The sequence below is a fragment of the Gottfriedia sp. S16(2024) genome, assembly GCF_050473765.1.
Lineage (GTDB): Bacteria > Bacillota > Bacilli > Bacillales > Bacillaceae_G > Gottfriedia.
This window is the reverse complement of record NZ_JBFLUO010000001.1, coordinates 1,156,708-1,174,862: the sequence shown is the minus strand read 5'-3', so window position 1 is coordinate 1,174,862 and position 18,155 is coordinate 1,156,708. Positions and strand designations below refer to the sequence as shown.

The following is an 18,155-nucleotide window of genomic DNA, read 5'->3' as shown; positions in this document are numbered from 1 at the left end:
TTCATCAACGTAGACATGCAAGTAAGTGAGGAGGCGCTTTACAAGTATGAAAGCAACAGGTATTGTTCGTCGAATTGACGATTTAGGTCGAGTAGTAATACCAAAAGAAATTAGGAGAACTTTACGGATTCGTGAAGGTGATCCATTAGAAATATTTGTGGACCGAGATGGAGAAGTCATTTTAAAGAAATATTCACCAATTAGTGAATTAAGTGATTTTGCGAAGGAGTACGCTGATGCACTTTACGACACACTTGGACATACAGTCATTATAAGTGACCGAGATTCAGTCGTAGCAGTTGCGGGGGCTTCCAAAAAAGAATACTTAAACAAAAACATTGGTGATATCATCGAAAAAACTATGGCAGAGCGTAACTCAAAAGTAGTTGGCGAGCCTGGGGAAGCTTCATTTATCGAAAGTGTCATTGAAAAATATCAATCCTATGCAGTAGGAGCAGTCATCGCAAGCGGGGATCCAATTGGAGCTGTTGTTATCTTTTCAAAAGATAAAACAATTTCTGAAGTTGAAAAGAAAGCAATCGATACTGCTACTAACTTCTTGGCTAGACAAATGGAGCAATAATCATATATGAAGTACATGGGCCAGTAAAGGAATATTACCTTAACTGGTCTTTGTTTTTTCGTTTTACCCTTTGGCATAAACTACTGGATGTACATTTAATAAAAACACCATTACTTGCTAAATTTGGAAAAGAGAGGTTTTTTCTTTTGGCAACTCTTTACATAAGCCCTAATAATGTAATACATTAAAGGGTGAACCGTCTAACAAAGGAGTTGTTATCCTTTTGCAAAAAGCTAAGCAAAAAGCAGCCCTACAAGGGGCTTTGTTCATAACAATAGCATCATTATTATCGAAAGTACTAAGTGCGTTTTATAAAATTCCTTATCAAAATATTGCCGGCGATTTAGGTTACTATATTTACCAACAAGTATATCCTGTCTACGCAATTGCTTTAGCTTTTTCTACATATGGCTTTCCTTTAGTTTTATCATCTTATGTTGCTGAAAGATTGGCGAAAAAAGATGATAAAGGTGCTAAAGATTTGGTTTATGCAACATTTATGATGTTGTTAGTCATTGGTATATTGTGTTTCTTTACTTTATACATAGGCAGTAATAGTATAGCGAAGTTTATGCGTGATGATCATCTAGCGATGTTAATTCGTGTTGTTAGTGTTGGCTTTTTATTTGTCCCAATAACTTCAGCATTTCGAGGATATTATCAAGGTTTAGGGGATATGGGACCTACTTCAGTCAGTCAGGTGATTGAGCAGTTAATTCGAGTTATTACGATTTTAGTGCTGTCACTTTACTTAATGCAAACGACCGACAATCTTTATATTGTAGGTGCAGGGGCCGTTTCAGGTTCGATACTTGGTAGTATTGCAGCGATACTGTACTTCTTTTATTGGGTTTCTTTTCGGGGCTCTGGTTTAACGATACCATCATTTGGTTTGCTTAAAACCTATCGCTTAGAATTAAAAACAATTTTATATCAAGGAATCTTACTAAGCTTAAGTAGTTTAGTACTTGTATTCATTCAGTTTATTGATTCACTCTCTTTTTATCCGTTATTAGTACAATATGGTTACCATGTTGAAGGTGCTAAGCTAGTAAAGGGTATTTATGACCGTGGATTTCCACTAATTCAATTAGGCTCTGTCATTGCTTCATCATTTTCACTGGCCCTAATTCCGTACTTATCTAGTGAATTGGTTCGTAAAGAACATCATTCTATTAATACTCGAATATCAGGTGCCATCCGAGTAAGTATTGTAGTAGGAGCAGCGGCAACAATTGGGTTAATTTCAATTATCCATCCGACGAATATCATGCTTTATCGAAATGATTTAGGAACGGATGTCCTAACTGTTTTATGTATATCGATCTTCTTTGCTGGCGTATCGATTACGACATCTTCAATTGCACAAGGGTTAGGTAAAAGTTTAATTCCAGCTTTAAATGTAATTGCTGGAGGATGTGTTAAATTTATTGGAAATGTTATTTTAATGGAGCAAATCGGATCGAAAGGAGCAGCATATTCAACGGTATCTGCTTTAATCATTGTTACGATTTTGAACTTAGCTTATATATATAAATTGTCAAAAGTTACATTTTTTGACTTTAAGTTTATTTTGAAATTACTAGTATCTTTAGCCTTTATGTATGGTTGTGTATATGGTTATGAATACGTTTATGAAAAATATGCAATGTTTATTAATCCGCTTCGTTTAAGGATGTTAGTTGAGGCGCTATCTTCAGCGGTTGTAGGTGCGATCGCATTTGCGGTTGTATTAATAAAAATTAAGTTATTTACAGTAGAAGAGCTAAGCTCAATCGTTAAAAGCGAAAAACTACAGAAATGGCTTTCTTAAAAGAACAGGAGGATCAAAATGAACAAGATTACAGTTTTAGGTTTAGGTGCAGGTGACCTTAATCAGCTTCCGTTTGGTATCTATAAAGTGTTACAAAAAACTGACAATCTATATTTACGTACAAAAGACCACCCTGTTATAAGTGAATTAGAAAGAGAAGGATTAACGTTCCAATCATTCGATGAAATTTATGAAAAACATGATCGCTTCGAAGAGGTATATCAAGAAATTGTTCATCTATTGGTGAAAGCTTCTGAAGAAGGGGCAATTACATATGCTGTGCCAGGACATCCTCTTGTAGCAGAAAAAACTGTTCAGCTATTAATAGAGCTTGCAGATAAAGGAAAAATCCAGCTAGACATCAAAGGCGGACAAAGCTTTTTAGATGCAATGTTTACTAGTTTGAAGATTGATCCAATTGAAGGATTCCAGTTTGTTGATGCAACGGATTTAGAGTCGGAATCGATTACGTTTAGACAGCATTTGATCATCTGCCAGGTTTATGATCAAATGACTGCCTCACATGCGAAATTAAAGCTAATGGAGCAGCTTCCCGATGATTATGAAGTCGTAATTGTTACTGCAGCGGGTAGTGCAACTGAGCAAATAAGATCAGTACCATTGTTTGAGTTAGATCGTGATACATCAATTAATAATTTGACAAGTGTTTATGTTCCTCCAGTTAAAAATGAAGAGGATCTATATCATCAATTTGAAACGCTTCGCTCTGTCATAGCTACTTTAAGAGGACCTAATGGTTGCCCGTGGGATCAAAAGCAAACCCATGAATCATTAAAGAAGTACTTACTAGAAGAGGCATACGAGCTTCTTGAAGCAATCGATGAAGAAGATGATGATCATATTATTGAAGAACTTGGAGATGTATTACTTCAAGTCATGTTACATGCTCAAATTGGAGAAGATGAAGGTTACTTCTCAATTCAAGATGTAATTCAAGGATTAGTAAGCAAGCTAATCTATCGTCACCCGCATGTATTTTCAACGGTTCATGTGAATGGTGAGGAAGACGTATTAAAAAATTGGCAAGAATTAAAACAAGCTGAAAAGGGACACGTCGTTGAATCCGTTCTTTCAGGTATACCAAAGGATCTGTCAGGATTATTAAAAGCAGAGAAGCTTCAAAGTAAAGCTGCGAAAGTAGGGTTTGACTGGAAGGAACTACCGCCGGTTGTAGATAAAGTTAATGAAGAGTTAACTGAAGTTCTTGATGCCATCAAATTGAAAGATCAGTCTAAAGTTGAAGCGGAACTTGGTGATCTATTATTTAGTATTGTTAATTTAGCACGTTTTATTGATGTAAATCCTGAAGAAGCGATTTTAAAAACAAATATGAAATTTACAAAACGTTTTCAATATATTGAATCAAGACTTCGTGAAATAAATAAGGCATTTTCTGATGTATCTCTTGAAGAAATGGATGAGATATGGAATGAAGCTAAAAAATATGAATAATGTCTAATTGAATGAGAATTGAGGAGAATAAATTATGAGACTTGATAAATTTTTAAAAGTATCGAGAATTATTAAGCGTCGTACACTTGCAAAAGAAGTAGCTGATCAAGGCAGAATAACGATCAACGGAACAGTTGCAAAAGCATCTACAGAAGTCAAAGTAAATGATGAATTAAAAATTCGTTTTGGACAGAAAATTGTTACTGCAAAAATTAATTTACTTAAAGAGACTGTTCGAAAAGAAGAAGCAGATGCAATGTATACGATCATAAGTGAGGAAAAACTGTCAGATAGCTTGTTCTAAAAAAGTTGTCCCTTCATATACTTGTACAAATAACACTGTATTAGGAATCGATTTACAAGTGGTACAGTTTATGTAAATGGAGGGACTAGTATGAATAATCCGTATGAGTTAAATGCGAAAAATACAAGCCAAATAATCGAGCAGGATTTATCGTTAAAAAGTAGAAGATATCTTGAAATTACTGGAGTAAAACAAGTTGAGAGCTTTGATAGTGAAGAGTTTCTATTAGAAACAGCATTAGGATTTTTGCATATTAAAGGTCATAATTTACAAATGAAAAACCTCGATGTAGAAAAAGGTCATGTAGCAATAAAGGGAAAGATTAATGAACTTTGTTATATTGACGAATACAATTCGGGGAAAGCTAAAGGAATCTTTAGCAAGCTATTTAAATGAGCTTAAACGTTCAGTTCTACTCAATGATAGCGATGGTCGGTATGGGTGCTTATCTTGGTATGGCACTAGATACATACCATCGTTTTTTATATCGAGGTACTCGTAATCGATTGATTGTATTTGCAACTGATATTTTATTTTGGGTTTTTCAGGCTCTACTAGTTTTTTATGTATTATACTTAGTTAATGAAGGTGCACTCAGGTTTTATTTACTATTAGCTTTACTATGTGGTTATGCGGCATATCAAAGTCTATTTCGAACTATTTATAAAAAGATATTAGAATTTATTATTCAGTTGGTTATTGGCATTTATCGCGTTATAGTAAAGTTAATCGTAATATTTATTGTAAAACCTATAAAGTGGATTATTCAGGTAATAATTGTAATTCTTTTGTTTATTTATGGACTCCTTATTCGACTAATCCGTTTAGTTTACAACGTTCTACTATCAATTCTTTTGTTTTTCGGCAGAGTATGTTGGTTTTTTGTGCCAAAACGAGTCAAAAACTATTTAATACAATTTAAAGGAGTTTTCGGAAAATTCAAGAATATCTTCCTTACTACTATTAAAAAAGTAAAGGACCTTTTAGATAGGAGGAAGAAATAGGTGGAACATGCGAGAAAGTTGGATTTAACTAGTCAAGTTCAAGATAAACAAAATATTACTTTAGTTGAAGAACAAGGTGTTAAGCCTAGGAGAAGGAGTTTTAAAAAGTTTTTAGTGCGCATTTCATTATTTTGCTTTTTAACTGTCCCCCTATTTTTTTTATTACAATCTCATTATGTAACACAACAACATGTGTACTCATCTAAAGTAAAACAATTAAAACTAGCAAAGGTGGATTTAAAGAAAACAAAGAGTAAGGTTGAGGATTCAAAACGCATGATTGACCAATTGAACGATGATCAATATATTATTGAGTTAGCTAGAAAAAACTTATTTTTTTCTAAAAAGGGAGAAATAATTTTTCCCAATATCAAGTAATTATCGTTTCATTGACACTTGTTTTTATAATTTTATATAATATAGTAAATCCAGTTAAACATTTTTAAGGAGGAGCATTTTTTTTATGTCAATTGAGGTAGGCAGCAAAGTTAGTGGGAAAGTTACAGGGATTACAAATTTTGGTGCTTTTGTAGAGTTACCAGAAGGAGTAACTGGACTTGTTCACATTAGTGAAGTAGCTGACAACTATGTTAAAGATATTAACGAACATTTAAAAGTTGGCGATGAAGTAGAAGTAAAAGTAATCAATGTTGAAAAAGACGGTAAAATCGGTCTTTCAATCAAAAAAGCGAAAGAACGTCCACCAGTAAAAGAGGGAGAGCGTGAGCAAAGACCTCGTCAAAGCAGACCTTCATATGGAGGCGGCGGTGGTGGAAACCGTGGTAAAAATCAAAACCGTTCGGATCAACGTCCGGTTAAAGAAACATTTGATCAAAAAATGAGTAAATTTTTAAAAGACAGTGAAGATCGTCTAGCTTCTTTAAAACGCAACACAGAATCTAAACGTGGTGGCCGTGGAGCTCGTCGAGGCTAATTTCCTACCTTGTCAGGACATAAATAGGTATATAGAACACGCACTCTTTAATGGGTGCGTTTTTGTATGAAAAAAATAATAAAATAACATTTGAAAAAACTGTTGACGGGTAATTAGTACCATGATATTATAAATCTTGTCGTTTAAAGATTATGGCGGTGTAGCTCAGCTGGCTAGAGCGTACGGTTCATACCCGTGAGGTCGTGGGTTCGACTCCCTCCGCCGCTACCATTCCCTTTAACGGCCCGTTGGTCAAGCGGTTAAGACACCGCCCTTTCACGGCGGTAACACGGGTTCGAATCCCGTACGGGTCATACAACAACAAAAACGTTTGGTCTCTATAAGAGAGGCTAAGCGTTTTTTTCTTTTCCAGGAACATGCGTGTCCTCCGTCTCTTAATCACATAATTCATTCCAAACTTTCTCTCTTTATTCTGAATTTCGATTGACATAAAATTTAATAATTGCGTTTCTTTTACCCTATTAGAGAAATTATGCTGCAAGCTTTACTCATATTTTGTAAAACAGTTGTACGTAAAAGCTTTTTCCGTCGAAGAAAACTTTTATTTGCCTTTGTCATTTTGACATATTCCTTCAATTGGACAAGTTAAAATATGTTCAATAAACCAAATCGGATGAGGTGGAAATATGACGAAACTGCAAAGAGGGTCTTCTAATTCTACAGCGAGCTTAGTCCCTACTAATGGTATTCAATCAGTATTTCGGCAATCTTCTAAATCAATTAAATCCAAATTAGAGAGAGCATTCTTTGATTTTGGGCTACTAATCTTTTTAACGGGATTTTTATTAGGGCGAGCGTTGATACTATCACATATTCTCCCGTTTGTATTACCGTTTTTTGCCTCAGTTTATATGATGAAACGTGAGCGTACAGGAATAGCCTTCGTTGCTCTTATGATCGGTTCATTAACTGTATCGATTGAAACGGTTAGTTATGCATTTGCCACAATTATCTTATTTTTTATCCTCAATATTTTCTTTGCTAGAGTTAAACGACATTATATAGGTCTTGTACCTTTTCAAGTATTTTTATCCGTATTCATTAGTCATCTACTAATTGCATATGCTTTCCAACAAGAAGTTCTAATGTACGATGTATTAATGGCTTCAGTTGAAGCGGGATTAAGTTTTATTTTAACGATGATCTTTTTCCAAAGTGTACCTCTACTTGCGATTCCTAAAAGAAAACAGCTTTTAGGTGTTGAAGAAATCGTATGTTTAGTTATTCTTTTAGCTTCGGTTGTGACGGGGACAACTGATTGGTATATTCAAGACTTATCTATTCAGCATATTGTTACTAGATATATTGTCTTACTATTTGCCTTCGTAGCTGGGGGAACGGTCGGTTGTACAGTAGGGGTTGTAACGGGTCTTATATTAAGTCTAGCAAGTGTTTCAAGTTTATACCAAATGAGCTTATTAGCATTCTCTGGATTACTTGGTGGCCTACTAAAAGAGGGTAAAAGATTGGGTGCGGCAGCTGGACTATTAATTGGGACATGCCTAATCAGCTTTTATGCAGAGAAACAGTCTGATATTATCTTTTCCATCATTGAATCAGTGATTGCGATTGTCTTATTCTTATTGACGCCGAATTTCCTGCTAAAACAATTAGCTAAACTAGTACCTGGGACAGAGGAACACTCTACTGACCAACAACAGTACTTACGTAAAATAAGAGATTTGACGGCGAATCGAATTACTCAATTCTCTAATGTGTTTGAAGCGTTATCGGCAAGCTTCTCACAGCCTAGTCAGTTTGCGCATATTGAAGATGAATTAACTGATGAAGAGCTTTTCATTTGCAGTATTTCAAATAAGTGCTGTAATAGCTGTATGAAAAAGGATCATTGCTGGTCAAACAACGGTGACCGGACATATCAATACATGGAAAATATGATGCAATTAGTTGAAAAGGACCAGCTTATTAAGAATGGCCAATTTATGAGAGAGTGGGAAAAATATTGCCAACGTTCTTCAAAAATGGCAGATTTAATGAAGCAAGAGGTTTTCTACTTCCGTGCAAATCAAAGACTTAAAAAACAAGTTCAAGAAAGTAGAAGATTAGTGGCAGAGCAATTGCGCGGGGTTTCAAAAGTAATGGTCGATTTTGCAAAAGAGATTCAACGAGAAAAAGAAAATCATCAATTACAGGAAGACCAAATCCTACAAGCTTTATTAAACTTTGGAATTGATGTTAGCCAAGTAGAAATTTATAACTTAGAGCAAGGTAATATTGATATAGATATCTTAATTCCGTTTGAGAACGAATATGGTGAGTGCCAAAAACTAATTGCGCCGATTCTATCAGATATTTTAAAAGAGACGATTGTCGTATTAAAAGAAGAGGCAGCGACAATACCAAATGGAGGTAATTACTTAGTTACATTTGGATCAGATAAGGCATTTGTTATTGAAACTGGGGTTGCGACGGCAGCTAAAGGTGGAGGCTTTATATCGGGTGATGCATTTAAAATAATGGACGTTGGAGCAGGAAAGCACGCTATTGCAATTAGTGATGGAATGGGGAATGGAGAGCGAGCTCATATCGAAAGTAATGAGACATTAAAACTACTTCAAAAAATATTAAATTCAGGTATTGAAGAAACAGTCGCTATTAAATCGATTAATTCGATTCTATCTTTACGTACTACTGAAGAGGTCTTTGCTACATTGGATTTAGCGATGGTTGATTTACACGATGCTTCAGCAAAATTCTTGAAAATTGGTTCATCGCCAAGCTTTGTTAAACGAGGAAAGCAAGTTATTAAAATTGAAGGTAGTAATCTACCAATCGGGATCATTGATGAATTTGACGTAGAAGTCGTAAGTGAGCAGTTAAAAGCTGGAGACTTATTAATTATGATGAGTGATGGTATTTTTGAAGGTCCGAAACATGTTGAAAATTACGAAATGTGGATGAAACGTAAAATAAGTGAATTTGAAACTGATGATCCACAATCAGTAGCAGAATTGTTACTGGAGGAAGTAATTCGTTCGAATACAGGTGATATTAATGATGATATGACGGTTGTGGTTGCCGTTGTTAAACGAAACTTGCCAGAGTGGTCATCTATCTCGTCATATAGCGCGATGGCTTAAGTAAAATAAAATAAATAAAGGTTTATCCCCTCCCGTAATTGGACAAAATGGTAACAACTTTTACGCGGAGGGGATTTTGTATGTATAAAGGAAAGTTAAAACAAATTCTATTAATAACTGATGGTTATTCAAACCATGGTGAAGATCCGTTAGCTGTTTCAAGTTTGGCTCAAGAATACGGTATTACAGTAAATGTAATTGGAATTTTAGATGAAAATGTACAAAGTGGTGACGGTTTAAAAGAAATCGAGGAAATTGCTAGAGCAGGTGGAGGGATTAGCCAAGTCGTTTACACAAAGCAACTTTCTCAAACTGTCCAAATGGTTACTAGAAAAGCGATGACACAAACAATTCAAGGATTTGTTAATAAAGAATTAAAGCAAATTTTAGGCGATAGCAATTCAATGGAATCACTTCCTCCTTCAAAGCGAGAAGAGGTATATGAGGTTGTAGAGGAGATCGGCGAAACTGTAGGTTTAGAAGTTATTATTTTAGTAGATACGAGTGCTAGTATGAAAGAAAAACTAGAAACTGTTAAGGAATCATTATTTGATTTACAAATTAGTTTAAACTCAAGAACAGGAGAAAATGCCTACTCATTATTTATATTTCCTGGGAAACAAGACGATGTAGACAAATTACTAGATTGGACACCTAAATTAGAAAAGCTAAACACGATTTTTCCTAAGCTAACGATGGGTGGTATGACACCAACTGGTCCTGCAATACGTGAGGCTTTAAACTATTTTAACGAACAAAACTATAATAGAGGTAATAATGGTGATGATGAACAATCAATTGAATGGGCAGATTAATTTAGCGCCTGGAACTCTCATTACTGGAAAGTGGAATAAAAACAAATACGAAATTAAGAGTTTACTTGGAAATGGCGCAAACGGTACAGTTTATCTAGCTTCTGGACAAACTGGAGAAGTTGCGATTAAGCTGAGCAAAGAATCTACTAATATCACGAACGAAGTAAATGTTTTAAAAAAAATCACACAGGTCCAGGATTCATTCCTAGGGCCTTCTTTTATCGATGTAGATGACTATATAAATCCAGGAACAAATGAGTGCTGCTATTACTATGTAATGGAGTACGTAAATGGTGTAAGTTTACCAAAATTTATTGAAAGAAACGGTATGGAATGGAGTAGTATTTTTATCATACAAGTTTTATCATTGTTAGATAAATTGCACCATAAAGGCTTTATTTTCGGTGATTTAAAAACAGATAATCTACTAGTTACGAAAGAACCAAATAAAATCCAGTGGATTGATTTTGGAGGAGTTACGCAAATTGGACGTGCAGTTAAAGAGTTTACGGAGTTCTTTGATCGTGGTTATTGGGGCTTAGGTTCTAGAAAAGCAGAAGTTTCCTATGACTTATTTGCTGTTACGATGATTTTTATCCATTTACATTGTAAAAAGCAGTTTTTAAAAAATGGGCAAGGAATAAAACAAATTGAACAAGTAATAGCTCAAACACAAACCCTTAATCCATATAAAGAATTTCTAATGAGGGGATTAAAAGGGGAGTATGTTAGTGCAAGTGCTATGAAACAGGCTCTATTAATGTATGAACAAAAGATAAATGCTACAAAGAGGAATAAAAGTAAACAGGCTCAAACTACTACAGCACAAACTAATTCGATGAATCAAACGAGGCAATCAAAAAAACAACATCAAACTGCTCAAACAACAAAATCAAAAAAACATAGTCAAACTACAAATCAATCTAGAAATTCAAATAGTCAGAATCAAACACCTAACCAATCAACACAAACAAGAGCAGGGAACAATGTCCAAGTGAAGCAAAAGAAAAAAAGAATACACTGGTTTGAAACATCGACCATTCTTTTGTTAATGGGCTTGGCCTATGCATTATATTTTTATTATCAGTTGTAAATTATAGTACTCCAAGTGTGTGAATGGTAACATATAGATATGAATTTTACTTTCATTAGGAGTATAGGTAAATGGTAATTAATCAATTAAAGGAATTTATTAAACAAAACAATATTAGCAGAAATAGTGTAGTTGTGATCGGTGTTTCGGGCGGTCCAGACTCAATGGCGTTAGCTCACTCTTTTTTATCAATCAGAGAGGAATATGAGTTTTCGATTATTATCGCACATGTAGATCATATGTTTAGAGGACAAGAATCTTTAGATGATTTGGAATATGTTAAGAATTGGTGCCTCCAAAATAACGTTCAATTTGAAGGTAAGAGCATAAATGTGAATCAGTATATCGAGGAAACGGGATTAAGTAGTCAATTGGCGGCAAGAGAATGTCGATATCATTTTTTTGATGAAACGATGAAGAAATATGAAGCGAATTTTTTAGCGTTAGGGCATCATGGAGAAGACCAAGTTGAAACGATTTTGATGCGATTAGTAAGAGGTAGCTCGCAGGTCGGTTACGCTGGAATTAGGGAAAAGAGATCTTTTAGTACAGGCGAAATTATTCGTCCATTTTTAGATTTAAGAAAACAAGCTTTAACTACATATTGTCGTGAACAAAGTATTATCCCTCGAAAAGATCCAAGTAATGATAAAGATGTTTACACAAGAAATCGATTTAGACATCATATTTTACCTTTTATTTTTGAAGAAAATCCAACTGCACAAAAAAGATTCCAGCAGTTTAGTCGACAGCAATTGGAAGATGAACTATATTTAATGGAATTAACTGAAGACGCAATGAATACAGTTATAAAAAATAAAGAAAAGCAAGCAGTCACTATTGATGTTAAACAGTTTTTAAATATGCCTATATCTTTACAAAGAAGATGTATTCAACTAATATTAGATTATGTCTACCTATATATCCCTAAAGGCTTGACACAAGGGCATCTTAATTCAATTCTGACTTTATTACGAAATGAAAAATCCACTTGGGAGCAACATTTGCCTGAAGGACTTTTTGTTACACGCTCATATAATGAATGCACCTTTACATTCGAACAAATGAATGTGAAGGATTATACTATTTCTATTAATGAGCCTGGCGTATACGAACTACCAAATGGTTTTTCAATAAAAGTTGAATTAAACAATCAATGTTTTGAACCAAAAAACGCCATGTTTATTTGTTCTGTCAAGGATGTTTCTTTTCCACTCGTTGTTCGGAATCGAAAGAATGGTGATCGAATGTCATTAAAGGGTATGAATGGGTCAAAAAAGTTAAAAGATATATTTATTGATGAAAAAATGAAACAATCATTACGTGATGAATGGCCAATAATTACGGATAGTCAAAATAATATATTATGGGTACCTTTCGTAAAGAAATCTGCATTTGAAAGAAATTTTTCGACAGATGAGTCACTCATTGCAATACAGGTGGTTTCTAAGAGTTTCTAGGAGGAAAAGATGAAACAAGACATTCAACAAGTATTAGTAAGTGAAGAGGCAATTCAACAAAAAGTAGTAGAATTAGGTGCAGTACTAACTGAAGAGTACAAAGACCGCTTTCCACTAGTAGTGGGTGTTTTAAAAGGAGCTCTTCCGTTCATGTCTGACCTTATCAAGCATATTGATACATATATCGAAATTGATTTTATGGATGTTTCTAGTTATGGACATAGTACAGTTTCTTCTGGTGAAGTAAAAATTGTGAAAGATTTAAATACTTCTGTAGAAGGAAGAGATGTAATCATTCTAGAAGATATTATTGATAGTGGTCTAACTTTAAATTATTTAGTTGAACTATTTAAACATCGCAAAGCTAATACAGTTAAAATTGTTACTTTATTAGATAAGCCAAGCGGACGTAAAGCAGATATCCAGGCTGATTTAGTTGGTTTCGAAGTACCAGATGCTTTCGTAGTAGGATATGGTTTAGATTATATTGAACGTTATCGAAATCTGCCATATGTTGGCGTTTTAAAGCCTGAAGTTTACACGAAATAAGTCAAGTTTTATTCGTTTGTTTACATGGTATAACTATGCTACTATATAAAGTAATTAAATTGAAAGAGAGGAGGTTTGGAATTGAATCGAATTTTCCGTAATACAGTCTTTTACATATTAATCTTCTTAGTTGTGATTGGTGTTGTTACATATTTCAATGGGCCAGAATCTCAAGTTAAGAAAGTAAGTTACGATACATTTTATACTAAGTTACAAAAAGGTGATGTTAGCAGTTTAACATCTATCCAACCTAAAAATGGAGTGTACATAGTAAGAGGTCATTTTACAGATGTAAAAAAAGGCGAATCTTTCCAAACTCAAGTACCAATTAGTGACGAAACGACAAAAATAGTTAACAAAGCAGTTGCTGACTATAAAATAAAGGCTAATTGGAATCCAGCTGAAACAACAAGTGCATGGGTGCAAATTTTCACTTCACTCATTCCATTTGTAATTATTTTCATTCTTTTCTTCTTCCTAATGAATAATGCACAAGGTGGCGGAAGCCGTGTTATGAACTTTGGGAAGAGCAAAGCTCGTCTTTATAATGACGAGAAAAAGAAAGTACGATTTAAAGATGTTGCAGGTGCAGATGAAGAGAAACAAGAACTTGTTGAGGTAGTAGAGTTCTTGAAAGATCCTCGTAAATTTTCTGAATTAGGTGCAAGAATTCCTAAAGGGGTACTATTAGTAGGACCTCCAGGAACAGGTAAAACATTATTAGCGAGAGCAGTTGCAGGAGAAGCTGGAGTTCCATTCTTCTCAATCAGTGGTTCTGATTTCGTTGAAATGTTTGTAGGGGTTGGTGCTTCTCGTGTTCGTGATTTATTTGAAAACGCGAAGAAAAATGCTCCTTGTATCATATTTATAGATGAGATTGATGCTGTAGGTCGTCAACGTGGTGCTGGATTAGGTGGAGGTCACGATGAGCGTGAACAAACATTAAACCAGTTACTTGTTGAAATGGATGGTTTTGGTGCTAACGAAGGTATTATCATCATCGCAGCAACAAACCGTGCAGATGTTCTTGACCCAGCGTTATTACGTCCAGGTCGATTTGACAGACAGATTACAGTAGATCGTCCAGATGTAATAGGACGTGAAGCGGTATTAAAAGTTCACTCAAGAAATAAACCATTAGCTCCAGATGTAGACTTAAAAGCTATTGCTCAAAGAACTCCTGGATTCTCTGGTGCAGATTTAGAGAATTTATTAAACGAAGCGGCATTAGTTGCGGCTCGTCGTGATAAAAAGAAAATCGATATGCTTGATATTGACGAAGCAACTGACCGTGTAATTGCGGGACCTGCTAAGAAAAATAAAGTTATATCTGAAAAAGAGCGAAAAATTGTTGCGTTCCACGAAGCTGGACATACGGTTATTGGCCAAGTGTTAGATGAAGCTGAAATGGTTCATAAAGTAACAATTGTACCTCGTGGTCAAGCTGGTGGTTATGCAGTAATGCTTCCAAAAGAAGATCGTTACTTTATGACAAAACCAGAATTACTTGATAAAATTACAGGTCTACTTGGTGGACGTGTTGCTGAAGAAGTGGTATTTGGTGAAGTAAGTACAGGAGCTCATAATGACTTCCAACGTGCAACAGGTATTGCTCGTCGTATGGTTACTGAGTTCGGTATGAGCGATAAACTAGGTCCATTACAGTTTGGTCAATCTCAAGGAGGAAATGTATTCCTTGGTAGAGACTTTAATAATGAACAAAATTATAGTGATAAAATTGCTTATGAAATCGATGTTGAGATTCAAACAATCATTAAAGAGTGTTATGCAAAAGCAACTGATATTATTAAGACGCATCGCGATAAATTAGACTTGCTTGCTAACACATTATTAGAAGTGGAAACTTTAGATGCAAAAGGAATTAAGAGTCTTTGGGAACAAGGTACACTTCCTACAGCTCCAACTTCAAATGATGAGATTAAAGTTAACATTTCTAAAAAGAATGATGAACCAACTGAGCCTAAAATCACTGAATAAAAAATTAAGAGTGTCTTTCTAGACACTCTTTCTTTTGTTTATTGGCGAAAAGTCAAATAGGTCAAGGACATGGGGAAAATAGGTTTAATGACGCGAATACGAACCCGTGCCCACAGCAGAAAGCATCTATTTTTAAACTACTATCAACTTGTGTTATCATTATTTTTATAGTGATTAAAAATTGTACTTGAAACTAAAAATATAAAATAAAAGTTTTATTTTTGAAATGGAGAGACGGTGGATTATATGTTATTTGTCATCGATGTAGGAAATACAAATACTGTTTTAGGTGTTTACCAAGAAGACGAGTTAATACATCATTGGAGAATTGAGACGAATCGTTATAAAACAGAAGATGAGTACGGTATGGTCATAGGATCATTACTTGAATACGCGGGCATTGGGTTTGATGAGTTTCATGCAGTTATTATTTCATCAGTTGTCCCACCGATTATGTTCTCTTTGGAAAGAATGGCAACAAAATACTTTAAACAAAAGCCACTAATCGTTGGACCTGGTATAAAAACAGGTTTAAACATAAAATATGATAATCCGAAAGAAGTAGGCGCAGACCGAATTGTTAATGCAGTTGCTGGAATTGCACAATACGGAAGTCCGCTGATTATTGTAGATTTTGGAACGGCTACTACATATTGTTATATAGATGAAAATAAAAATTACATCGGTGGAGCTATTGCACCAGGTATCAATATTTCAACAGAGGCACTATATACAAAGGCTTCAAAACTGCCTCGTATTGAGCTTTCAAGACCTTCTAATATTGTCGGTCGTACAACTGTAGAAGCAATGCAAGTTGGAATCCTATATGGTTATGTAGGTCAAGTTGAAGGTATTGTAAAACGAATGAAAGCTCAAGCAAAGGTAGAACCTACTGTTATAGCAACAGGCGGACTTGCATCATTAATATCTAAGGAATCAGATATTATTGATGTCATGGATCCATATTTAACATTAAAAGGTCTACATTTAATTTATAAACGAAATTCATAAAAAGGGGTACAACATGAAAGATTATTTAGTAAAAGCATTAGCTTTTAACGGCGAAGTCCGTGCATATAGTGTTAGATCAACAAATATTGTAAAAGAAGCTCAAGAACGTCATGATACTTGGTCAAATGCTTCTGCTGCATTAGGTCGTACACTAACAGCTGCTACAATGATGGGCGCTATGTTAAAAGGTGAAGAAAAGTTAACTTTAAAAGTTGAAGGTAATGGTCCAATTGGTCATATTTTAGTCGATAGTAATGCAAAAGGTGAAGTACGAGGATATGTACAGAATCCGCATGTGCAAACTGAGCTTAACAAACATGGAAAGATAGATGTAGCTAAAGCTGTTGGTACTGTAGGGACAATCTCAGTTGTTAAAGATATTGGGATGAGAGAACCATTCACTGGCTCAGTACCAATCGTGTCAGGTGAACTTGGTGAAGACTTTACTTACTATTTTGCTGTATCTGAACAAACACCTTCATCTGTAGGTGTCGGCGTATTAGTTAACCCGGATCATTCGATTTTAGCAAGCGGAGGATTTATTATTCAGATCTTACCTGGCGCTAGTGACGAATGTATTACGAAGATTGAAAACCGTTTAAAAACGATTAAACCTGTTTCCAAAATGATTGAAGAAGGACTTACACCAGAAGAAATTCTATATGAAGTGTTAGGGAAAGAAGAAGTTAAAATTTTAGAAACGATGGATGTAAAATTCCAATGTCAATGCTCAAGAGAGAGAATTGAAGGGGCTCTTTTAAGTATCGGTAAAGAAGAATTACAATTAATATTAGAAGAAGATGGAAAAGCAGAAGTAACGTGTCATTTCTGTAATGAGCCTTATCATTTTTCTGGAGAACAATTAGAAGAATTAATTAGCAAATTGTAGGTGAAAATTGAAGGAATTTGTCGACCTTTCTTTTCATAATTTATTATGAATTTCATACAAGTTATGTATAGGAGAAAGTAATTGACAGATTCTTTTGTTTTTTACATAATGTATATTAAACAGGTCAATATACTAGGAATTAGGAGTGGATGAAATGAAAGTTGCAAATTCAGTTTACGAATTAATCGGTAGAACTCCAATTGTAAAACTTAACAGATTAGTAGACGAGGACAGCGCGGATATTTACTTAAAACTAGAGTTTATGAATCCTGGTAGCAGTGTTAAAGACCGTATTGCTCTTGCGATGATTGAGGATTCGGAGAAAAAAGGTTTAATAAAACCAGGTGATACAATTATTGAACCAACTAGTGGGAATACCGGTATTGGATTAGCAATGGTAGCAGCTGCTAAAGGCTATAAGTCAATTCTAGTAATGCCAGAAACAATGAGTATTGAGAGACGAAACTTATTACGTGCATATGGTGCAGAATTAGTTCTAACTCCAGGCCCTGAAGGAATGGGAGGAGCAATTCGTAAAGCAGATGAATTAGCAAAAGAAAATGGATATTTCGTTCCACAACAGTTTAATAATAATGCAAATCCCGAAGTACATCGTTTAACAACTGGTCCTGAAATTGTTGAACAAATGGGAGACCAACTTGATGCATTTATCTCAGGAGTAGGTACAGGAGGAACAATCTCTGGTGCTGGAGCTGTGTTAAAAGAAGCTTACCCTGGAATTAATATTGTTGCAGTTGAACCTGAAGACTCTCCAGTTTTATCAGGTGGTAAACCAGGTCCACATAAAATTCAAGGTATTGGAGCAGGATTTATACCTGGAACATTGAACACGGATGTTTATGATGAAATCGTTCAAATCAAAAATGAAGATGCAATGGAGACGGCTAGAAGAGTAGCAAAAGAAGAAGGTTTACTTGTAGGTATCTCTTCTGGAGCTGCAATTAGTGCTGCGTTACAAGTTGCAAAAAAACTTGGAAAAGGTAAAAAAGTACTTGCGATTATTCCAAGTAATGGAGAGCGTTATTTAAGTACAGCATTATTCCAATTTGAGTAATTTTTTGATGGATGAAATGATAAATTTAAAAA

General features: G+C 34.8%; 17 protein-coding genes and 2 tRNA genes. All 19 read left to right on the top strand.

Annotated features, from left to right (window positions below):
• Nucleotides 1-46: 46 nt before the first annotated feature.
• The 19 genes from spoVT (at nucleotide 47) to cysK (ending at nucleotide 18,123) form a co-directional block, all read left to right on the top strand.
• A complete protein-coding gene (gene spoVT / locus AB1282_RS05625) occupies nucleotides 47-583 on the top strand; it encodes a stage V sporulation protein T (RefSeq protein ID WP_056474471.1) in 537 nt (178 codons plus the stop codon).
• A 223-nt stretch (nucleotides 584-806) separates the two neighbouring features.
• On the top strand, nucleotides 807-2,396 hold the full coding sequence (locus tag AB1282_RS05620; protein WP_056474467.1) for a putative polysaccharide biosynthesis protein: 1,590 nt from the start codon (nucleotides 807-809) through the stop codon (nucleotides 2,394-2,396).
• 18 nt (nucleotides 2,397-2,414) lie between these two features.
• A complete protein-coding gene (gene mazG / locus AB1282_RS05615) occupies nucleotides 2,415-3,869 on the top strand; it encodes a nucleoside triphosphate pyrophosphohydrolase (RefSeq protein ID WP_429898680.1) in 1,455 nt (484 codons plus the stop codon).
• 34 nt (nucleotides 3,870-3,903) lie between these two features.
• Nucleotides 3,904-4,173 (top strand): RNA-binding S4 domain-containing protein, encoded by a 270-nt coding sequence (locus AB1282_RS05610; RefSeq protein WP_056474461.1) that lies wholly within the window; start codon nucleotides 3,904-3,906, stop codon nucleotides 4,171-4,173.
• Nucleotides 4,174-4,263: 90 nt separating this feature from the next.
• On the top strand, nucleotides 4,264-4,569 hold the full coding sequence (yabP, locus tag AB1282_RS05605; RefSeq protein WP_056474457.1) for a sporulation protein YabP: 306 nt from the start codon (nucleotides 4,264-4,266) through the stop codon (nucleotides 4,567-4,569).
• On the top strand, nucleotides 4,566-5,177 hold the full coding sequence (gene yabQ / locus AB1282_RS05600) for a spore cortex biosynthesis protein YabQ (protein ID WP_390312969.1): 612 nt from the start codon (nucleotides 4,566-4,568) through the stop codon (nucleotides 5,175-5,177). The genes yabP and yabQ overlap by 4 nt, the downstream gene beginning before the upstream one ends.
• Nucleotides 5,178-5,555 carry an FtsB family cell division protein gene (locus AB1282_RS05595; protein ID WP_429898679.1) on the top strand — a complete coding sequence of 126 codons (378 nt, stop codon included), beginning with the start codon at nucleotides 5,178-5,180 and terminating at the stop codon, nucleotides 5,553-5,555. It begins immediately after the preceding gene.
• A gap of 85 nt (nucleotides 5,556-5,640) precedes the next feature.
• Complete coding sequence (locus AB1282_RS05590; RefSeq protein WP_056474447.1) at nucleotides 5,641-6,111, top strand: S1 domain-containing RNA-binding protein; 471 nt, start codon at nucleotides 5,641-5,643, stop codon at nucleotides 6,109-6,111.
• 154 nt (nucleotides 6,112-6,265) lie between these two features.
• Nucleotides 6,266-6,342, top strand: a tRNA-Met gene (locus AB1282_RS05585).
• 11 nt (nucleotides 6,343-6,353) lie between these two features.
• A tRNA-Glu gene (locus AB1282_RS05580) sits at nucleotides 6,354-6,425 on the top strand.
• A 333-nt stretch (nucleotides 6,426-6,758) separates the two neighbouring features.
• On the top strand, nucleotides 6,759-9,233 hold the full coding sequence (gene spoIIE / locus AB1282_RS05575; protein ID WP_056474443.1) for a stage II sporulation protein E: 2,475 nt from the start codon (nucleotides 6,759-6,761) through the stop codon (nucleotides 9,231-9,233).
• An 80-nt stretch (nucleotides 9,234-9,313) separates the two neighbouring features.
• Nucleotides 9,314-10,048: a VWA domain-containing protein gene (locus AB1282_RS05570; protein WP_429898678.1), complete on the top strand. Its 735-nt coding sequence runs from the start codon at nucleotides 9,314-9,316 to the stop codon at nucleotides 10,046-10,048.
• Complete coding sequence (locus AB1282_RS05565; RefSeq protein ID WP_390312970.1) at nucleotides 10,017-11,141, top strand: protein kinase domain-containing protein; 1,125 nt, start codon at nucleotides 10,017-10,019, stop codon at nucleotides 11,139-11,141. The genes AB1282_RS05570 and AB1282_RS05565 overlap by 32 nt, the downstream gene beginning before the upstream one ends.
• Before the next feature lie 71 nt (nucleotides 11,142-11,212).
• Nucleotides 11,213-12,601, top strand: coding sequence for a tRNA lysidine(34) synthetase TilS (gene tilS, locus AB1282_RS05560; protein ID WP_429898677.1), 1,389 nt, complete (start codon nucleotides 11,213-11,215; stop codon nucleotides 12,599-12,601).
• 9 nt (nucleotides 12,602-12,610) lie between these two features.
• On the top strand, nucleotides 12,611-13,150 hold the full coding sequence (gene hpt / locus AB1282_RS05555; RefSeq protein WP_056474436.1) for a hypoxanthine phosphoribosyltransferase: 540 nt from the start codon (nucleotides 12,611-12,613) through the stop codon (nucleotides 13,148-13,150).
• An 81-nt stretch (nucleotides 13,151-13,231) separates the two neighbouring features.
• The gene (gene ftsH, locus AB1282_RS05550) at nucleotides 13,232-15,148 is read left to right on the top strand and encodes an ATP-dependent zinc metalloprotease FtsH (RefSeq protein ID WP_056474435.1); all 1,917 of its coding nucleotides are present in this window, start codon (nucleotides 13,232-13,234) and stop codon (nucleotides 15,146-15,148) included.
• Nucleotides 15,149-15,394: 246 nt separating this feature from the next.
• Nucleotides 15,395-16,159, top strand: coding sequence for a type III pantothenate kinase (locus tag AB1282_RS05545; protein WP_056474433.1), 765 nt, complete (start codon nucleotides 15,395-15,397; stop codon nucleotides 16,157-16,159).
• A 13-nt stretch (nucleotides 16,160-16,172) separates the two neighbouring features.
• Nucleotides 16,173-17,048: an Hsp33 family molecular chaperone HslO gene (gene hslO / locus AB1282_RS05540; protein WP_056474429.1), complete on the top strand. Its 876-nt coding sequence runs from the start codon at nucleotides 16,173-16,175 to the stop codon at nucleotides 17,046-17,048.
• Nucleotides 17,049-17,202: 154 nt separating this feature from the next.
• On the top strand, nucleotides 17,203-18,123 hold the full coding sequence (cysK, locus tag AB1282_RS05535) for a cysteine synthase A (RefSeq protein WP_429898676.1): 921 nt from the start codon (nucleotides 17,203-17,205) through the stop codon (nucleotides 18,121-18,123).
• The last annotated feature ends 32 nt before the right edge of the window (nucleotides 18,124-18,155 follow it).